Source organism: Phreatobacter sp. (genome assembly GCF_016793595.1).
GTDB lineage: Bacteria > Pseudomonadota > Alphaproteobacteria > Rhizobiales > Phreatobacteraceae > Phreatobacter.
This window is the reverse complement of record NZ_JAEULY010000029.1, coordinates 69,578-87,661: the sequence shown is the minus strand read 5'-3', so window position 1 is coordinate 87,661 and position 18,084 is coordinate 69,578. Positions and strand designations below refer to the sequence as shown.

Sequence of the window (18,084 nt, the reverse complement as noted above, 5' to 3'; positions counted from 1 at the left end):
AGCCGCGTCAAACGGCCGGCCGCATCCAAGCCCAAACCCAAGGCCAAGGGGCCGGCGAAGCGGGGTTCCGCGCCCAAGGGCAAGGGCAAGCCGCGCGGTCGCAAGCGCTGACGCGGGCGCGGCGCGGCCCTCAACGCAGCGCGGCGAAGACGTTCGAGTAGGTGTCGGTCCAGGCGCGCGTGCGACCGTCGGCGACGAGCCGGCGCCAGCGCGTGTCGACCGCGAGCGGCGCCAGCGTCGCGGGCTCGGCGGCGAGCACCGCCCAGTGCGCCGCGACGGCGAGTTCGCCCGGGGCGCTCGCCGCGCGCCGGTATTCCTGCGCCACTCCCGCGAGGCCGGCCTCGGCCGCCGTCGCGGCGAGCACCGGCTCGAGCGCGAGGAAGCGGTTCGAAAGGTTCAGGAGCAGCAGGCCGCCGGGTGCGAGCCGCGCGCGGTAGAGCGCCAGTGCCTCGCGCGTCAGCAGGTGGGTCGGCACGCCGTCGGAGCTGAACGCATCGACGATCAGCGCGTCGTAGCGCACGGCCGCCTCGCGCTGCAGGACGAGGCGGCCGTCGCCGAGCACCGTGCGCGCCTGCGGCGCGCATTCGGCGAGCAGCGTGAACAGGCCGCTGTCGCGCGCGATGCGCACGACCAGCGGGTCGATCTCGATGAAGGTCCAGTCCTGGCCGGGCCGCGCGTAGCAGGCGAGCGCGCCGGCTCCCAGCCCGACGACGCCGATGCGCGCGGCCTCGAGCCGCTGGGCGAAGCGCGCGGCGATCTGCCCGACCGGGCCGTCCTTGTCGTAGTAGACCAGCGTGTCGCGGCGTCGTCCCGGCGTCGTCGCCTGGACGCCGTGCAGCGTGGTGCCGTGCCAGAACAGTCGATGGCGCGCGTCGGCGTCGTCGGACACGCGGAAGACGCCGAAGAAGCTGCGCTCCTGCAGCAGCGGAGAGACGCTGCGCGTCACCGGCGCGACAAGCAGCGCCGCCGCCACGGTCGCGGCGAGACGAGCCGGACGGGCGCGCGTCGCGAAGACGAGCGCTGCACCCAGCCCCACGACCGCGAGACCGAGCACGGCCCCGGAAGCGCCCGCGCCTGGATCCAGGAGCCGCGCGACCGCCAGGAACCCGATCGCCGCGGCACCGCCCACAGCGGGATCGCGCCAGGTGGCGCGCGGCGCATCGGCGGCGCGTAGCGCGAGGCAGGCGGCGGCGATCGCGAGCGGGTATTCGAGGATGTCGGCGAAGACCATCGGGGCCGCGAGCGCGGTCAGCGTCCCGCCCAGCGCACCGCCGGCGGAAAGGCAGATGTAGAAGCGGGTGAGCTGGCCCGCCGGCGGGCGCCGCTCGACGAGCGCGCCGTGGCAGGCCAGCGCCAGGAAGAAGAACCCGACGAGATGCAGCGCGAAGGCGGCCCATTTCGCGCCGGGCAGCCAGAATCCGAGGACGAGCGCGACCACGGCATAGGGCGCGATTTTCAGGCTCGTCGCCGCGGCGATCGGCGGGCGTGCGGCGAAGGCGATCACGAAGGTTGCCAGGTAGAGCGCGAGCGGGCCGATCCAGAGCAGCGGCACGGCGGCGATGTCCGTCGTGATGTGCCCGGTGACGCCGAGCAGCAGCGCCGAGGGGATCGCAGCCAGCGCGATCCACTGCAGTTGGATCCGGATCGGGGTCGTCGCGCGTGCTTCGGCCGCGGCGTCGTGCACCTGCGATTCGCGGCCGCTCGCCAGTGCGCAGCCGGCGATGAGGACGGCGAGCGCGGCATAGCCAAGCGTCCACAGCCGCGCCTGGTCGGGCAGCGGCAGCGACGGCTCGATCACGAGGGGGTAGGCGAGGAGGGCGGCGACGCTGCCGATGTTGCTGGCCGCATAGAGGAAGTACGGATCGGCGCCGCGGCTCGCGCGCGCGAACCAGGCCTGCATCAGTGGCGCGTTGGCGGCGAGAGCGAGGAAAGGCAGGCCGATCGTGGTCGTCGCCGTGCCCAGGAGCCAGGGGATCGGCGAGCCGTCGACCGGCACGCCGGGATCGGCGGGCAGCGCGATCGGCAGCGCGAAGGCCCCGGCGCAGAGCAGGGCGAGCTGCAATGGCCGCTGGATCGCCGGCGCGACCCGCGTTGCGCCGTGGGCGTAGGCGTAGCCGGCGAGCAGTGCCACCTGGAAGAAGGCCATGGCGGTGTTCCAGACCGCCGGCGCGCCGCCGAGCAGCGGCAGGACCAGCCGCGCGAACATCGGCTGGACCGAGAAGAGCAGGAACGCGCTGAGGCCGATCGTGACCGCGAACAGCGTGGTGCGCAGCCCGGCGAGCGGTTCGCGGATCGGCGTGCTGCCGGAGGCTTCGAGGGTCGGACGCAAGGCGTGGCTCCGCGTACGGGTCCCGCGGAGGATGCGGCGATGCGCTTAACCTTTCGTTGATGCTCCCGGCGCGCTGCGCGCTCAGGCGCCGGCGTGCCAGGCGGGCGTCTGAGGTGCCAGCCGCGCCTCGCCCGCCACGAGGGTGCCGCCCCTGGCCCGGAGGGCCTCGAGGGCTTCGATGCGCAGCAGGGCGAGCCCGAGGGTTCCGGAGCTGCTGCGCATCTCGCCGGCCTCGGCGCCGTCGAGCGTCACGGGCGTGCCGGGCGCCGGCCGCGGACCCTCGATCCGCACCGGCGTGAGCCGGCGCTTGACCAGAGCTCGGTACTTCATTCGGGCCGTGAGCTCCTGGCCGATGTAGCAGCCCTTCTTCCAGTCGACGCCGTTGAGCTCGTCGAAGCCGTTCTCGAGCAGCAGCGCGTGCTCGACGGCGAGATCGCGGCTGCCATCCCCGACGCCCAGCGTCAGGCGCAGCGCATCGTAGTCCTCGAGGCGTCCGGGGACGAAGCCGCGCGCCGCCAGGGCCGACAGCTCCGTCGGCGGCAGGATCGCGCGCAGGCCAAGCTCCGCCAGCCGCGGGTCGACGAACGCGATGCCGCCTGCGAACCCGACCGCATCGCCCGGCGCGCCGCCGCAGCCCAGCGCGGCGGCGGCGCCGTCGCCGATCAGGGCGACCACCGCGAAACCGTCCGCGAGGGGCTCGAGAGCGACCTTGGCGCGCAGCTTGTACATGGCGAGGCGCCGGCGCAGGTCCTCGAGCCGGGGCGCCTCGGCGTCGAGCAGCAGCCGGTCGCCGAGCTCGGCCACGAAGAATTCGTGCAGGAACCGACCCTGCGCCGTCAGGAAGGCCGCGTGCACCGCATGGTCCGCGGCCACCTTGTTCACGTCGTTGGAGATCAGCCCCTGAAGGAAGGCGCGCCGGTCCTCGCCCGTCACGGCCAGAACGGCACGGGAATCGAGGACGACGGATGTCGGCGGGCTCATCGGTCGGGCGCTCGCGGTTGAGGATTGCCGGAGTATGGAGAGCTAAGGTCCGCCCCTCGGCTTGGCAAGGCCGGGCGCGGTCCCTATAACCCGGCTCCTCCGATGCGCTTCCTGTTCGTCGACGACTCCTTCGCCTTTGATGGCTACAGCCCCTCGAGCCAGCCGATGGCCGGCCCCGAGAAGGCGTTCGCGTTGCTGCCCGGTCCGCTCGTCCAGCGCGGCCACGAGGCGACGGTGTTCAATCGCACAACCTACGGCCTGCAGGTCGACGGTGCGCGCTGGGAGCCGTTCGAGACCGAGCGGCCGGCCGACACCGACGTGCTGGTGGCGCTGCGCAAGCCTGAACTGCTCGACTTCGTCACCACGGCGACCAAGCGCGTGCTGTGGTGTGCGGGCGATCCGGCGGAACTGGACGGCGCCGCCAACCGGCCGCCGCTCGAGCGCCATCGGCCGCTGGTGCTGTTCTTCTCCAAGTCGCAGCTCGACCGCTGGGCCAATCCGCTCAAGCTCGAGGCGCGCGTGTTCGAGACCGCGCTCGCGACCAACTACCTCGACAGCGACCCGATGCGCGTCTACGAGCCGCCGCGCGCCGTCACGACGGCGCATCCCCAGGCGGGGCTCGGCTGGCTGCTGCCGCTGTGGATCGACAAGATCCGGCCCCAGGTCCCGAACGCGGAACTCCACGTGTACTCCGCGCTGCTCAATCGCGGCATCCTCGGCGGCGAGGTGGCGCCGGGCCTGAAGCCGCTGGTCGATCTGGTGAACGCGGCCCGCGACCGCGGCATCCTGGTGATGCGGCCGCAGGGCGATTCCGGCATGGCGGACTCCTACCGCGCCGCCCGCGCCTTCCTCTATCCGGGCATGGCCAACGAGACCTACGGCTTCACCCTGGCGGAGAGTCAGGCCCTCGGCCTGCCCGCGGTCGTGCGGCCGATGTCGGCGGTGCTCGCCGAGCGCGTCGTCGACGGCGAGACCGGCTGGGTCGCCGGCAACGAGACCCAGTTCGCGGCGAAGACGATCGAGCTGCTGCAGGATCGCGCCGTGTTCGATCGCATGAGCGCACGCTGTCGCGAGCTGCGCCGCGGCCGCACCTGGCCGATCGCCGCTGCGGAGTTCGAAGGCCTGGTCGGGTGAGCGGGTGGCGGCCCGCGTGAGGCTGCTCTTCGTCACCGCGACGCGGATCGGCGACGCGGTCCTGTCGACCGGACTGCTCGGACATCTCCTCGACCGCCATCCCGGCGCGCGGGTGACCGTCGCCTGCGGCGCGCCTGCGCGCTCGCTGTTCACCGCAGTGCCGGGGCTCGAGCGCCTGATCGTGCTCGAGAAGCGGAAATTCGCCGGCCACTGGTTCGGGCTCTGGGCGTCGACGCTGCCGACGCGCTGGACGGTCGCGGTCGACCTGCGCGGCTCGCTGCTCACGAACTTCCTGTGGCGTGCGCGCTCGCTCGTCGATCGCGGCGCTCATCCCGGATCGCATCGTGTGGTCGAGCTCGGCCGTCTCGCCGGGGTCGAGCCGCCGCCCGCACCCCGGGTCTGGCTGACGCCCGAACATCGCGCCCGCGCCGCCGCGCGGGTGCCGGCCGACCGTCCGGTGCTCGCGATCGGCCCGGCAGCGAACTGGCCGCCCAAGACCTGGCCGATCGACCGCTTCGTCGCGCTGATGCAGGCGCTGCGTCGGCCGGGCGCGGCGCTGGCCGGGGCGCGCGTGCTCGTCGCGGCGGCGCCTGCCGAGCGCCCGCTCATCGCGCCGATGCTGGCGGCAATTGCGCCCGGCGACCTGATCGACCTGACCGGCGGCGACGACCTCCTCGACGTCGCGGCCTGCCTCGAGCGGGCGGCCCTGTATGTCGGCAACGACTCGGGCCTGATGCACCTCGCCGCCGCTGCAGGAGCGCCGACGCTGGGCCTGTTCGGGCCGAGCCCCGACGCGCGCTACGCGCCGTGGGGCTCGCGCGCGGCCGTGCTCCGCGCCGACCAGGACTTCGCGACACTGATGGCGCGGGCGCGTGCCGGCGAGACGCAGCCGGGCCGGCTCATGGAGTCGATCTCGGTGGCGGCCGCGACGACGGCCGCCGAGGCCCTGCTCACGCGCGTGGTGTCAGCGTCGCCAGCACGGCCTGCGGGGTGATCGCGGCCATGCCCTCGGCGCTCGGCCCGCCGGGCGGCACGAGCGCCGACAGCCGCCGATCGCGCGTGAAGACGGGCGTGGCGCCGAACAGGCCCGTCGACGGGATGCCCATCGCCAGCGCGAGATTGAGCAGCCCGGAATCCGGCCCGACATAGCGATCGACCGTGGCGAGCAGGGCGGCGCTCTCGTCGAGCGCCAGGTCGCAGACGACGTCGACGCCTCGGCGCGCCGCGGCGGCGGCGACCGCGGCACCGATCGGCGCGTCGGCGGCGGCGCCGAGCAGCAGCACGCTGGGCCAGCGGCCCGGAGCGAGGTCGGCGACGAAGCGCGCCATCGCCGGAACGGGCCAGCGCTTGAACGCCTCCGAGGCGCCGAGGCCCAGGGCGAGGCGCGGTGCCGGCATGGCAGCGAGTCGCGCGGCGACCCGTCGCGCCGCGTCCGGCGCGACGGCGAGCGGCGTCGGGGCGACGGGCTCGATCGCGAGGCGCCGGAGCAGGGCCTCGACGCGCGCGAGCTGCGGCGCGCGGCGCAACGACGCCTCGAGGGCGATGCGCGACGACAGGAGGACGCGCTGGGCGCCATAGCCGAAGCCGTGCCGCTCCGGGATGCCCGCGAGCCAGGCGGCGACGGCGAGGGTCGGGCTGTGATGGAGGATGATGGCCCGCGCGAATCCGCCGGCGCGCAGGGCGGCGGCGAGCGGCCGCAGGCCGGCCCAGCCGCGAGCGAGGTCGATCGCGCCGCCGAACCACGGCTCGGCGGCGAACAGGCGCGCGCCTTGGGTGCGCGCCGGCGCGGCGAGCACGATGCGCCCGGCCGCGCTCGCCGCGGCGATCGCACGGCAGGCCGGCAGATGCCACAGCGCGTCGCCGATCCCGGGCAGGCCCTGGAGGACGACGGTCTCGGGTCGTGGGGAGTCGGGGATCACGGCGCGCGCGACCTTCGACGCCCGAGCGCGGTGCCGTCAACCCGCGCGCGCGACGCGCCTTGTTCCCGGCGTCGCGATCGGGCACACCCGCCGGGCGATGGCGAACAGGCTGCGACTCTTCCAGGCGATGGCGGGCGCGAAGGTCGGCGGCGCGGAGGCGTTCTTCGAGCGCTTCGCGGCCGCGGTCCAGCGCCGGGGCCTGGCGCAGCGGGTCGCGATCCGCCGGGACCCCGACCGCGCGGCGCGGCTGCGCGCCGCGGCGGTCGACGTCGTCGAGCTCGGGTTCCGCGGCCCGCTCGACATCGCCACGCGCATCGCCCTGACGCGCGAGCTCCGCGCCTTCGCGCCCAGTATCGTGCTGGGGTGGATGAATCGCGCCTCGACCGCGCTGCCGCCGCGCAGCCTGGTGCGCGGCGCGCGCTACGTCACCGTCGGGCGCTTGGGCGGCTACTACGATCTCAAATACTATCGTCGCTGCGACTGGCTCGTGGGCAACACCCAGGACATCCGCGACTACGTCGTGCGCGCGGGATGGCCGGCGTCGCGCGCCGTCTACCTGCCGAATTTCGTCGACGCGGTGGCGGCGCCGCCGGTCGACCGCGCGACCCTCGACACGCCCGCGGATGCGCCGGTCGCGCTGGCGCTCGGCCGACTGCACCCCAACAAGGCGTTCGACGTGCTCATCGCGGCGGCCACGCGGCTCCCCGCGCTGCATCTCTGGATCGCCGGCGAGGGGCCGCTCGAGGCCGAGCTGCGCGCGGCGGCGGCGCAGGGCGACCTCGTCGGGCGCGTGCATTTTCTCGGCTGGCGCCGCGACATCGCGGCGCTGCTGGCGTCTGCCGATCTCCTCGTGTGTCCGTCGCGCCACGAGCCGCTGGGCAACGTGGTGATCGAGGCCTGGGCCCATGGCCGGCCCGTGGTGGCGGCGGCGAGCGAGGGGCCCCGGCAGCTCGTGCAGGACCGCCAGACCGGCCTGCTCGTGCCGATCGACGATGCCGACGCGCTTGCCGGCGCCATACGCGCCGTCCTGGCCGACCGCGGCTTCGCCGATGCGCTTGCTGCGGCCGGTCGCGCGACCTATGAAGCCGGCTATACCGAGGCCGCCGTCGTGGACCGCTATCTCGAATTCTTCGCCCGGGCCCTGGAGCAACGCTGATGTGCGGGATCTCAGGGATGATGGCCGCGCACCGCCAGGGCCTGCGCCTGCGCGATGTCGCGCGGATGGGCGAGGCGCTGGCCCATCGCGGTCCCGACGGCATGCGCGACTACCAGAGCGGCGCCGTCGCGATGACGCACAACCGGCTCGCGATCATCGACCTGACGACCGGCGAGCAGCCGCTCCTCGATGCCGACGGCACGGCGCTGATCGCCAACGGCGAGATCTACAATTACCGCGAGCTGCGCCGGGCGATGCCGGACGCCGCCTTCGCCACGCAGTCCGACTGCGAGCCGCCGCTCGTCCTCTACCGCCGCGAGGGGCTGGGCTTCGTCGACCGGCTGCGCGGCATGTGGGGCATGGCGATCCACGATCCGCGCGAGGGGCGGCTGGTCCTCAGCCGCGATCCGTTCGGGATCAAGCCGCTCTACTACGTCGAGGGCGCCGACGGCGTCGCGTTCGCCTCGGAGCCGCAGGCGCTGCTGGCCGGCGGCTTCGCCGCGCGCGGTGTCGATCCGACCGCGCTCGGCGAGCTGCTCGAGCTGCAGTTCACCACGCGCCGCGAGACGATCTTCCCGGGAATCCAGCGCGTCATGCCCGGCGAGACGATCGTGGTCTCGGGCGGCCGCATCGTCGATCGCCGCCGCCGGGCCGCGCTGCCGGACGGCGGCCCTGTCGATCGCGACGAGGCGGCGGCACTGCGCGAGCTCGAGGCGGCGCTGACGGACTCGGTCGTCGTCCACCAGCGCTCCGACGTGCCCTACGGCATGTTCCTGTCGGGGGGCATCGACTCCTCGGCAGTGCTGGCGCTGATGGCGCGGGTGAACGAGCGCCCGGTGCGCGCCCTGACGGCGTATTTCCCGGACGCCCCGGCGCGCGACGAGCGCGGCGCGGCGCGCAAGGCGGCGGAGGCCTGTGGCGCCGAGCTCACCGACGTCGCCGTCGAGGCCCGGGACTTCTTCGCCTCGCTGCCGGCGATCGCCGCCGCGATGGACGATCCCGCCGCCGACTACGCGATCGTGCCGACCTGGCACCTGGCGAAGGCCGCGCGCGCCGCCGGCCTCAAGGTCGTGCTCTCGGGCGAAGGCGGCGACGAGCTGTTCGGCGGCTACGGCCGCTATCGCGCGGTGATGCGGCCGTGGTGGCTCGGCGGCCGCGCGATGCGCCGTCGCGGCAATCTGCAGACCCTCGACATCCTGCGCGAGCCGAGCCGCGGCTGGCGCGACGGCGTCGAGGCGGCCGACGTGGCGGCACGCACGGACGGGCGCACGCGCCTGCAGGTCGCGCAGGCGCTCGACAGCGCGGACTGGCTGTCCAACGACCTGCTTGCGAAGCTCGACCGCTGCTTGATGGCCCACGGCATCGAGGGCCGGACGCCCTTCCTCGACCCGGTGGTCGCCGACGCCGCCTTCCGCCTGCCCGACGGGCTCAAGATCCGCAACGGCCTCGGCAAATGGATCCTGCGCCGCTGGCTCGCCGGGGCGCTGCCGGCATCGGAGCCGATGGCGCGCAAGCGCGGCTTCACCGTGCCGGTGGCGACATGGATCCTCGCCGAGGGCGCGCGGCTGGGCCCGCTCGTCGCGCGCCAGCCCGGCATCGCCGAGATCGCGCGGCCCGGCACGATCGAGCGGCTCTTCACGCGGGGCGGCAAGCGCGAGGGCTTCGCCGCCTGGACGCTGCTGTTCTACGCCCTCTGGCACCGCCGCCACGTCCTCGGCCTCGGGGCCGACGGCGACGTCTTCGACTGCCTCGCCTCCACGCCCGCAGGATGACCGGAATGACCGATCGGCTCACGATCCGACGCCCCGACGACTGGCACGTCCATCTGCGCGACGGCGCGATGCTCGCGGCGGTGGCGCCGCTCACCGCGACGCGCTTCGCCCGCGCGATCGTGATGCCCAATCTCGTGCCGCCCGTGACGACCACCGCCGAGGCGATCGCCTATCGCGAGCGGATCCGCGCCGCGGTTCCCGCCTCGGCGCGGTTCACGCCGCTGATGACCGCCTATCTCACCGATCACACCGATCCCGCCGACCTCGCGGCCGGGGCGGCGCAGGGCGTGTTCACGGCGGTGAAGCTCTATCCCGCGCATGCCACGACGAATTCCGCGCACGGCGTCACGGATGTCGCGAAGCTCGACAAGGTCTTCGCCGCGATGGAGCGCGCGGGCCTGCCGCTGCTGGTCCACGGCGAGGTGACGCGACCGTCGGTCGACGTGTTCGACCGCGAGACGCTGTTCATCGACGAGGTGCTCGACGGGCTCGTCCAGCGCCATCCGGGCCTGCGGCTGGTCCTCGAGCACATCACGACGCGCCGCGCGGCCGACTACGTGCTCGCGGCGCCCGAGCGCGTCGCGGCGACGATCACGCCGCACCACCTCGTCATCAACCGCACGGACATCTTCCGCGGCGGCCTGCGCCCGCACCTCTATTGCCTGCCGATCGCCAAGCGCGAGGAGGATCGCATCGCGCTGCGCCGCGTCGCGACATCCGGCAACGCCAAGTTCTTCCTCGGGACGGACTCCGCGCCGCACGGCGTCGAGGCGAAGGAGTGCGCCTGCGGCGCCGCCGGAATCTTCAACGTCGGCGCGGCGATCGAGGTCTATGCCCAGGTGTTCGACGAGGAGGGCGCGCTCGACCGCCTCGAGGCGTTCGCCAGCCTCAACGGACCGCGCTTCTACCGCCTGCCGCCGAACGAGGAGCGCATCGTGCTGGTGCGCGCGCAGCAGCCGGCACCCGAGGCGGTCGGAGCCGGGCCGACGCGGGTGCGCGCATTCCCGGAGACCGCGCTGGCCTGGCGGATCGAGCCGGCGGCCTGACGGCGCGGCTGGATCCGCGGCTCGCGAGGCCTATAGTCCTTCGCCTATCCGATCGAAAGGAACACGCCATGACGGCATGCATCGTCGGCTGGTCGCACGGCAAGTTCGGCAAGCGCGAGGGCCTCGACCTCGAGGCGCTGATCGCCGAGGTCGCGGTCGGCGCGATCGCCGATGCGGGCCTCGAGCCGCGCGACGTCGACGCGATCTATGTCGGCCATTTCGGCGGCGGGTTCGTGAAGCAGGATTTCCCGGCCTCGCTGGTGATGCAGGCCTGCGACGCCTGGCGCTTCAAGCCGGCGACGCGCGTCGAGAACGCCTGCGCGACGGGCTCGGCGGCCGTTTTCCAGGGCGTCACGTCGATCGCGGCGCGCGAGGCGCGCGTCGTGCTTGTCGTCGGTGTCGAGAAGATGACCGAGACTCCGGGCGAGCAGATCGGCGGCATCCTCATGAAGGCGAGCTACGTGAAGGAGGAGGATCGCGACGGCATGAGCTTCGCCGGCGTCTTCGGCCAGATCGCGCAGCTCTACTTCCAGCGCTACGGCGACCAGTCCGATGCGATGGCGCGCATCGCGGCGAAGAACCATCGCAACGGCGTCGACAATCCCTACGCCCAGCTGCGCAAGGATCTCGGCTTCGAGTTCTGCCGCACCGTGTCCGACCGGAATCCGATCGTCGCGGGGCCGCTGCGGCGCACCGATTGCAGCCTCGTCTCGGACGGGGCGGCTGCGCTCGTCCTGGCCGACGTCGAGACCGCGCTGCGCCTGAAGAAGGCCGTGGCCTTCCGGGCCCGCGCGCAGGTCAACGACTACCTGCCGATGAGCCGGCGCGACATCGTCGCCTTCGAGGGTTGCGGCGCGGCGTGGCGCCAGGCGCATGCGGCCGCCGGCACGCGCGTCGACGATCTTCGCCTCGTGGAGACGCACGACTGCTTCACCATCGCCGAGCTGCTGCAGTACGAGGCGATGGGCCTCGCGAAGCCGGGGCAGGGCGGCAAGACGGCGCTGGACGGCGTCACCGAGAAGGACGGGCGGCTGCCGATCAACGCCTCGGGCGGGCTGAAGTCCAAGGGCCATCCGATCGGCGCGACCGGAGTGTCGATGCACATCATGGCGGCGATGCAGGCCACCGGCACGGCCGGCCCGATGCAGGTGCCGAACCCCGGCCTCGCCGGCGTGTTCAACATGGGCGGCGCGGCGGTCGCGAACTACGTGTCGATCCTGGAGCCGCTGCGCGCCTGACGCGGCGGCGAAGGGAGCCCCGCGGGATGCAGAAGCACAAGGTCGTCGAGAAGCTCGAGCTCGAGTCCGACCAGCTCGAATGGCTGGCCGAGATGGCCAGGGCCTACGGTCTGCCCGACGCCTCGAAGGCGCTGCGCGTGGTCCTCGACCACGCGATGTTCGACGCCGAGGAGGAGCGCATCTTCCTCGAGCGCCGCTGCCGGCGCTGCGGCTGAGCCGGTCGCCGGTCGGGCGGCGCGGCTCAGCTCAGCCGCGCGTGTGCCAGGCCCAGGCCGTGCGCACGATCGTGTCGATGTCCGAATGCCGCGGCGACCAGGCGAGGGCGGCGCGAGCCGCGGCGATGTCCGCGACCAGCCGCGGCGGATCGCCGGGACGGCGGGGCGCGAAACTCGCCGGCACCGGCCGGCCGCCGACGCGGGCGACCGCGTCGACGATCTCGCGCACGCTCGTGCCGCTGCCGCCGCCGAGATTGAGCGTGAGGCTGGCGCCGCCGGCGGCGAGATGCTCGAGCGCGGCGACATGGGCGCCGGCGAGATCGGCGACGTGGATGTAGTCGCGGATCGCCGTGCCGTCGGGCGTGTCGTAGTCGTCGCCGAAGATGTTCAGCGCCGGCGCCTTGCCGAGGGCGGCGAGGATCGCCAGCGGCACGAGATGCGTCTCGGGATCGTGGCGCTCGCCGATCTCGGCATCGGGGTCGGCGCCCGAGGCGTTGAAGTAGCGCAGGGCGGCGAAGCGCAGGCCCTGCTGCCGGTCCAGCCAGCGCAGCACGCGCTCCACCATCAGCTTCGATTCGCCGTAGGGATTGATCGGCTCGGTGGGATGCGATTCCGGGATCGGCACCTGGCGCGGCTCGCCATAGACCGCCGCCGTCGACGAGAACACGACCCGGCGCACGCCCGCCGCCATCGCCGCGTCGAGCAGGGCGAGGCTGCCGCCGAGATTGTTGGCGAAGTACTTCAGCGGCGAGGTCATCGACTCGCCGACGAAGATCCAGGCCGCGAAATGCATCACCGCGTCGATCCGGTGCGACCCGATCGCGCGGCCGACCGCGGCCCGGTCGGCGATGTCGGCCTCGACGAGCGGTCCCCAGCGGACCGCCTCGCGATGCCCGTGGGCCAGCGAGTCCAGGACGACCGGATGGTGACCGGCCCGGGCGAGCGCCTTGCAGACATGCGCGCCGACATAGCCGGCGCCGCCGGCGACGAGAACGTTAAGGCCCATTGAACGAAGCTTGTCCCTGATGGATGGCGGGGTGGCGTGATTTTCCGGGGGCGGGCCTCTATAACACGCCCTCTCCGAGCCATCCCGGCTTCCTCCGCGTCTTCCCAGGGCCCAGGCACTCCCGCATGACCGTCCTCGTCACCGGCGCCGCCGGCTTCATCGGCTCCCATGTCAGCGAGGCGCTGATCGCGCGCGGCGAGCGCGTGGTCGGCTTCGACGTCGTCAACGCCTACTACGACCCGAAGCTCAAGCAGGCGCGGCTCGACCGCCTGGCGCGCCACGGCGAGGCGTTCCGCCTCGTGAAGGCGCCCCTCGAGGAGGACGGCGCCTTCGCGCGCGCGCTGGCCGAGTCCGGCGCCGACCGGGTGGTGCATCTCGCCGCGCAGGCCGGCGTGCGCCACTCGATCGAGCATCCCGGCGACTACATCCGCTCGAACCTCATCGGACATTTCAATGTCGTCGAGGCCTGCCGCCGCCACGGCGCGATCCGGCATCTCGTCTACGCGTCGTCGTCCTCGGTCTACGGCGGCAACACCAAGCTGCCCTTCTCGGTCGACGACAAGGTGGACAGCCCGGTGTCGCTCTACGCGGCGACCAAGGCGGCGGACGAGCTGATCAGCCATTCCTATTCACATCTCTACGGCCTGCCGCAGACCGGCCTGCGCTTCTTCACGGTCTACGGTCCGTGGGGGCGTCCCGACATGTCGGCCTACATCTTCACCCGCGCGGTGCTCGAGGGCAGGCCGATCCAGGTCTTCAACAACGGCGACATGAAGCGCGACTTCACGTACGTCGACGACATCGTCGCCGGGATCATCGCCGCGCTCGACCGCCCGCCGGCCGGCGCGGGCGCGCGCCATCGCCGCTACAACCTCGGCAACCACCGCTCAGAGCCCCTGATGCGCTTCATCGGAGAGATCGAGCGGGCGACCAATCGCAAGGCGGTGATCGAGTTCCTGCCGATGCAGCCCGGCGACGTGAAGGAGACCTACGCCGACATCGAGGCCTCGCGCCGCGACCTCGGCTTCGAGCCGAAGACTCCCATCGACGAGGGGATCCCGCGCTTCGTCGACTGGTTCCGGAAGTACCACGGCGTCTGAGGCGCCGGCGATGAGCGCTCCGCAGTCCCTCGCCGACGTCGTCGATCGCCTGCCCGGCGTGCGCGTGCTGTGCGTCGGCGACGTCATGCTCGACCGGTTCATCTACGGCCGCGTCGAGCGCATCAGCCCCGAGGCGCCGATCCCGGTCATCCGCGTCGATCGCGAGCAGGCGATGCTCGGCGGCGCGGGCAACGTCGTGCGCAATCTCGTGGCGCTCGGCGCGCGCGTCGAGTTCGTCTCGGTCGTGGGCAAGGACGCGGCCGGCCGCGACGTGATGCGCCTCGTGGGCGAGCTGCCCGGCGTCGAGCCGCATCTGCTCGTCGATCCGCAGCGGCCGACCACCATCAAGTCGCGCTTCGTCGCCGACGGCCACCAGCTGCTGCGCGCCGACCAGGAGTCGAGCGCGGCGCTGGACGGCGTGACCGCGCGCGACATCCAGGGCGTCATCGCCGAGGCGGTGCGCGACTGCGACATCGTCGTCCTGTCCGACTACGCCAAGGGCGTGCTCGCGGAGGATACGACGCGCCAGGTCATCGCCGCGGCCCGCAAGGCGGGCAAGGCGGTGCTGATCGATCCGAAGGGGAGCAACTGGTCGCGCTACAAGGGGGCCTCGATCCTGACCCCGAACCGGCCCGAGCTCGCGCTCGCGGCCGGCGCCGCAGTCGACGACGCGGCCGCGATCGCGGCCGCGGCGCGCAAGCTGATCCGCACGCTGCAGCTCGACGCGATCCTGTGCACGCGCGGCAAGGACGGGATGGCGCTGGTCGGGCGGACGGGCAAGCCGCATCTGCTGCCGGCCTCGGCGCGCGAGGTCTTCGACGTTTCCGGCGCCGGGGACACGGCGATCGCCGCCTTCGCCGCCGCGCTGGCGGCGAAGGCCGACCTGCCGACCGCCGCCCTGCTGGCCAACGTCGCGGCGGGCATCGTCGTGGGCAAGGTCGGCACCGCGGTGGTCCATCCCGACGAGATCAAGCGCGAGCTGGTCCACGAGGCCAACGTGGCGACCGAGGCCAAGATCCTGACGGCGGCGCAGGCCGCCGACCAGACGACGCGCTGGCGGCGGCTCGGCCTCAAGGTCGGCTTCACCAACGGCGTCTTCGACCTCCTGCACCCCGGCCATGTCACGCTGTTGCGCAAGGCGCGCGCCGCCTGCGACCGCCTCATCGTCGGCATGAACTCCGACGCCTCGGTCAAGCGGCTCAAGGGCAAGGACCGCCCGATCCAGGACGAGGCGGCGCGCGCCACCGTGCTCGCCTCGCTCGCCAGCGTCGACGGCGTCGTGGTGTTCGGCGAGGACACGCCGCTGCAGCTGATCCAGCAGATCCGCCCGGAGCTGCTGGTGAAGGGCGCGGACTACACGATCGACAAGGTCGTCGGCGCCCGCGAAGTGCAGTCCTGGGGCGGCAAGGTCGTGCTCGTCGATCTCGAGCAGGGGCACTCGACCACGCGCCTCGTCGGCAAGGCTTCCGGCAAGCCCTGATGCTGGCCGCCGCGCCTCTTAACGGTTGGTTAGCCGAGTTTCCCTAAGCCGCATTCCCCGCGCGTCGCCGACGCGCGATCGTCTCGGGAGGACGTCGATGGGAGTTCCGGTTCGTTTCGGATTGGCGGCGGCGCTGGCCGCGCTGCCTGCGATGGCGTGGGCCGACGGGGTCTGGCTGCGCGCCCAGCTGCGCGGCGACATGGAGGTCCCGCCGGTCGCGACCGCGGCCCAGGGCGAGGCCGAGGTGCTGGTCGACACCGCGACGCGCGAGATCCGCTGGACGCTGCGCTTTCGCGACCTGTCGACCCCGCTGAGTGCGACGCACTTCCATGGGCCCGCAGCGACCAACGGCAATGCGCCGATCCTCGTCCCGATCGCGAGCAAGCTCGATCGCAGCGGCGTGATCGAGGGCAAGGCGACGATCAACGAGCAGCAGGTCCAGGACATGCTGGCGGGCCGCTGGTACATCAACGTGCACACGCCCGGCCATCCCAGCGGGGAGATCCGCGGCCAGCTGTTCCGGCGCTAGGCGCGTCGTTCGCGGCGGTCCGGCGCGGCGGCCGCGTGCAATCGGTCGGCGCCCAGGAACAGCGTCACGCAGGTCCCGCGCCCCGGCACGCTCTCGATCACGAGATCGCCGCCGTGCAGCTCGGCGAGGCGCTTGGCGAGCGGCAGGCCGAGGCCGGTGCCTTCGGTGCGCTTGTTCGCCGGATTGTCGATCTGCTGGAACGGCTGCTCGGCGAGCCGGATCTCGGCCGCCGTCATGCCCGGCCCCTGGTCGACGACCGAGATCTCCAGGCCGCCGAGGCCGTTCACCCGCGCGACCAGCCGGACGGTGCGGCGTGCCGGGCTGAACTTGATCGCGTTGCTGAGCAGGTTGAGGAGGATCTGCTTGATGCGCAGCTCGTCCGCGCGGAGCAAAGGCAGGTCGTCCGGATAGTCGGCCTCGACGACGACCTGGACCGCCGCGGCGCGCGCCTGGGTGAAGCGAAGGCAGGTCTCGAGCAGAGGGCCGATCTCGACGTCCGTCTCGTCGAGCCGCATCGCCGTCGCCTCGATCTTCGCGAAGTCGAGGATGTCCGAGATGATCCCGAGCAGGTGGTTGCCCGACATGCTGATGTCGCGCGCATAGGCGCCGTAGATCGGCGTGCCGACGGGGCCCATGAGCTCGCCGGCGATGATGTCGGCGAAGCCGATCACGGCGTTGAGCGGCGTGCGCAGCTCGTGGCTCATGTTGGCGAGGAATTCCGACTTCGCCCGGTTGGCGGCCTCGGCCGCGTCGCGCGCCTGGATCAGCGCGGCCTCGGCGTGCTTTCGCTCGCTGATGTCGGTGACGACCACCACGACGTGGTCGCCGCCCATGCCGGCGTCGCGCACGCGCGCGGCGCGGATCTCGGCCCAGAACGATGCGCCGTCGGCGCGCGTGATTTCGGCCTCGAGCCGTCGTTCCGCGAGGTCGCCGGCCGGCGGCAGCCACGCGAGCGCCGCGGGCCCGGCGATCCGCGTCCAGGCCGCCGGCAGGTCGCCGTCCCGCCGGGCGCCGAACAGGTCCACGAAGGCCGGGTTGTGCTGGACGATCGCCGCATCGCCGCGGGCGAGACGCAGGATGGCGATGCCGCTGCCTGCCGAGCGCACGCCGGCCGCCGACAGCGCCAGGGCCTTGGCGACGACGTCGTAGCGCCGCAGCCCGCGCAATGTCGCGGCCCCGAAGGCGATCACGGCGATCGACAGGATGGCGGTGAGCGCGACCGCGACGAGGATGCGGTTGTGGGCCTGGCCGTAGACGGTGCGGCTCGGCAGGCCGATCGCGACCAGGATCGGCATGCGGCCGTTCACCCGGTAGGAGACGAGGCGGTTGGTCCCGTCGATGTCGATGCCCTGGTAGCTGCCGTCGGGCCGCGACTCCACGGCCCGCCAGATCGGGATGTCGGGATAGCTTCTCCCGAGCTCGCCGACGCTCGGGATGTTGTGCGCGATCAGCGGACCGTCGGTCCGGAACAGCAGCACGGAGGCGCCGGGCGGCATGCCGAGATCGCCGTAGAAGCCGGCGAAATAGGACGGATCGACTTCGGCGACCAGCGTTCCCAGCGCGGTCCCATCGGGCCCCCGAAGCGTGCGTGCCATCGGCACCAGCACCGTGTCGCCGACGAACCGCGGCAGGCCGATGGCGACGTCGGTGGTCGGGCCGTTGTCGCTGTCGTAGTTGCGCGTCGCGAGCGAGGCATGCCCCGGCGCCGTCGACGCGATCGGCGTGCCGTCGGGCGCGATGACGTCGGTCAGGCGGAAGAGATCGGGATTGTTGGTCTTGTGCCGGTCGAGGATGTCGGAAATTCCCCGGCCCTCGACGCCCCAGGCGATGTGGCCCTCGATCGAGGTCGCGAGATCGTCGATGCGGCCGAGCGTGGCGAGCGCCCAGGCCTCGACGAGCTTGACGACCGTGGCCGAGTTGGCGAGCGCGCCGCTGCGCGCGGCCTCGCGCTGCTGGAAGCTGGCGAGCGCCACGATCGTCCAGATCGGGACGAGCACGCCCACCATCGCGAGCAGGATGCGTCGGCGGGGCCGTTGCAAGCCGACCAGCTGCGAAGTCGCGAGACCCTCGAGGAAGGATTGGACGGTCGGCATCTGGCCCGGGTTGCGCGGCTCGGTCGCGGCTCCTCGGGAGCTCGCCCGATCGCCGCGGACCGCCTCGACCGCGGTCGATCCGGTCT

The 18,084-nt window shown here is 72.9% G+C and carries 15 protein-coding genes; 10 read left to right on the top strand and 5 right to left on the bottom strand.

Annotated features, from left to right (window positions below; translation table 11 throughout):
- Positions 1–130: 130 nt before the first annotated feature.
- Both JNK84_RS22700 and ygfZ read right to left on the bottom strand, forming a co-directional pair.
- Positions 131–2,329, bottom strand: coding sequence for a spermidine synthase (locus JNK84_RS22700; RefSeq protein WP_293428497.1), 2,199 nt, complete (start codon positions 2,327–2,329; stop codon positions 131–133).
- 81 nt (positions 2,330–2,410) lie between these two features.
- A complete protein-coding gene (gene ygfZ / locus JNK84_RS22695; RefSeq protein WP_293428496.1) occupies positions 2,411–3,310 on the bottom strand; it encodes a CAF17-like 4Fe-4S cluster assembly/insertion protein YgfZ in 900 nt (299 codons plus the stop codon).
- A 102-nt stretch (positions 3,311–3,412) separates the two neighbouring features.
- Here ygfZ and JNK84_RS22690 point away from each other — a divergent pair, with 102 nt between their 5' ends.
- Both JNK84_RS22690 and JNK84_RS22685 read left to right on the top strand, forming a co-directional pair.
- Entirely contained in the window at positions 3,413–4,444 is a 1,032-nt protein-coding gene (locus JNK84_RS22690; protein WP_293428495.1) for a glycosyltransferase, read from the top strand.
- 16 nt (positions 4,445–4,460) lie between these two features.
- Positions 4,461–5,438 (top strand): glycosyltransferase family 9 protein, encoded by a 978-nt coding sequence (locus JNK84_RS22685; protein ID WP_293428494.1) that lies wholly within the window; start codon positions 4,461–4,463, stop codon positions 5,436–5,438.
- Here JNK84_RS22685 and JNK84_RS22680 read toward each other — a convergent pair.
- Positions 5,395–6,363 (bottom strand): glycosyltransferase family 9 protein, encoded by a 969-nt coding sequence (locus tag JNK84_RS22680; protein WP_293428493.1) that lies wholly within the window; start codon positions 6,361–6,363, stop codon positions 5,395–5,397. The two genes, JNK84_RS22685 and JNK84_RS22680, sit on opposite strands and share 44 nt — an antisense overlap.
- 97 nt (positions 6,364–6,460) lie before the next feature.
- Here JNK84_RS22680 and JNK84_RS22675 point away from each other — a divergent pair, with 97 nt between their 5' ends.
- From JNK84_RS22675 to JNK84_RS22655, 5 genes are all read left to right on the top strand, one after another.
- Positions 6,461–7,519, top strand: coding sequence for a glycosyltransferase (locus JNK84_RS22675; RefSeq protein ID WP_293428492.1), 1,059 nt, complete (start codon positions 6,461–6,463; stop codon positions 7,517–7,519).
- Positions 7,519–9,291: an asparagine synthase (glutamine-hydrolyzing) gene (gene asnB, locus JNK84_RS22670; RefSeq protein WP_293428491.1), complete on the top strand. Its 1,773-nt coding sequence runs from the start codon at positions 7,519–7,521 to the stop codon at positions 9,289–9,291. The genes JNK84_RS22675 and asnB overlap by 1 nt, the downstream gene beginning before the upstream one ends.
- 5 nt (positions 9,292–9,296) lie before the next feature.
- On the top strand, positions 9,297–10,337 hold the full coding sequence (gene pyrC / locus JNK84_RS22665) for a dihydroorotase (RefSeq protein WP_293428490.1): 1,041 nt from the start codon (positions 9,297–9,299) through the stop codon (positions 10,335–10,337).
- Positions 10,338–10,405: 68 nt separating this feature from the next.
- Complete coding sequence (locus JNK84_RS22660; protein WP_293428489.1) at positions 10,406–11,575, top strand: acetyl-CoA acetyltransferase; 1,170 nt, start codon at positions 10,406–10,408, stop codon at positions 11,573–11,575.
- Positions 11,576–11,601: 26 nt separating this feature from the next.
- A complete protein-coding gene (locus tag JNK84_RS22655; protein ID WP_293428488.1) occupies positions 11,602–11,790 on the top strand; it encodes a hypothetical protein in 189 nt (62 codons plus the stop codon).
- Between the two features lie 31 nt (positions 11,791–11,821).
- Here the strand turns inward: JNK84_RS22655 and galE are convergent, their stop codons facing one another.
- Positions 11,822–12,796: a UDP-glucose 4-epimerase GalE gene (gene galE / locus JNK84_RS22650; RefSeq protein ID WP_293428487.1), complete on the bottom strand. Its 975-nt coding sequence runs from the start codon at positions 12,794–12,796 to the stop codon at positions 11,822–11,824.
- A 125-nt stretch (positions 12,797–12,921) separates the two neighbouring features.
- On the opposite strand from galE, the gene JNK84_RS22645 reads away from it, so the two are divergent.
- The 3 genes from JNK84_RS22645 to JNK84_RS22635 all read left to right on the top strand — a co-directional run bounded on the left by JNK84_RS22645 (position 12,922) and on the right by JNK84_RS22635 (position 15,905).
- A complete protein-coding gene (locus JNK84_RS22645; protein WP_293428486.1) occupies positions 12,922–13,896 on the top strand; it encodes an NAD-dependent epimerase/dehydratase family protein in 975 nt (324 codons plus the stop codon).
- A gap of 10 nt (positions 13,897–13,906) precedes the next feature.
- On the top strand, positions 13,907–15,376 hold the full coding sequence (rfaE1, locus tag JNK84_RS22640) for a D-glycero-beta-D-manno-heptose-7-phosphate kinase (RefSeq protein ID WP_293428485.1): 1,470 nt from the start codon (positions 13,907–13,909) through the stop codon (positions 15,374–15,376).
- A 97-nt stretch (positions 15,377–15,473) separates the two neighbouring features.
- The gene (locus tag JNK84_RS22635; RefSeq protein WP_293428484.1) at positions 15,474–15,905 is read left to right on the top strand and encodes a CHRD domain-containing protein; all 432 of its coding nucleotides are present in this window, start codon (positions 15,474–15,476) and stop codon (positions 15,903–15,905) included.
- On the opposite strand, the gene JNK84_RS22630 is transcribed toward JNK84_RS22635, so the two are convergent.
- The gene (locus JNK84_RS22630; protein ID WP_293428483.1) at positions 15,902–17,998 is read right to left on the bottom strand and encodes a sensor histidine kinase; all 2,097 of its coding nucleotides are present in this window, start codon (positions 17,996–17,998) and stop codon (positions 15,902–15,904) included. The two genes, JNK84_RS22635 and JNK84_RS22630, sit on opposite strands and share 4 nt — an antisense overlap.
- Positions 17,999–18,084: the final 86 nt, after the last annotated feature.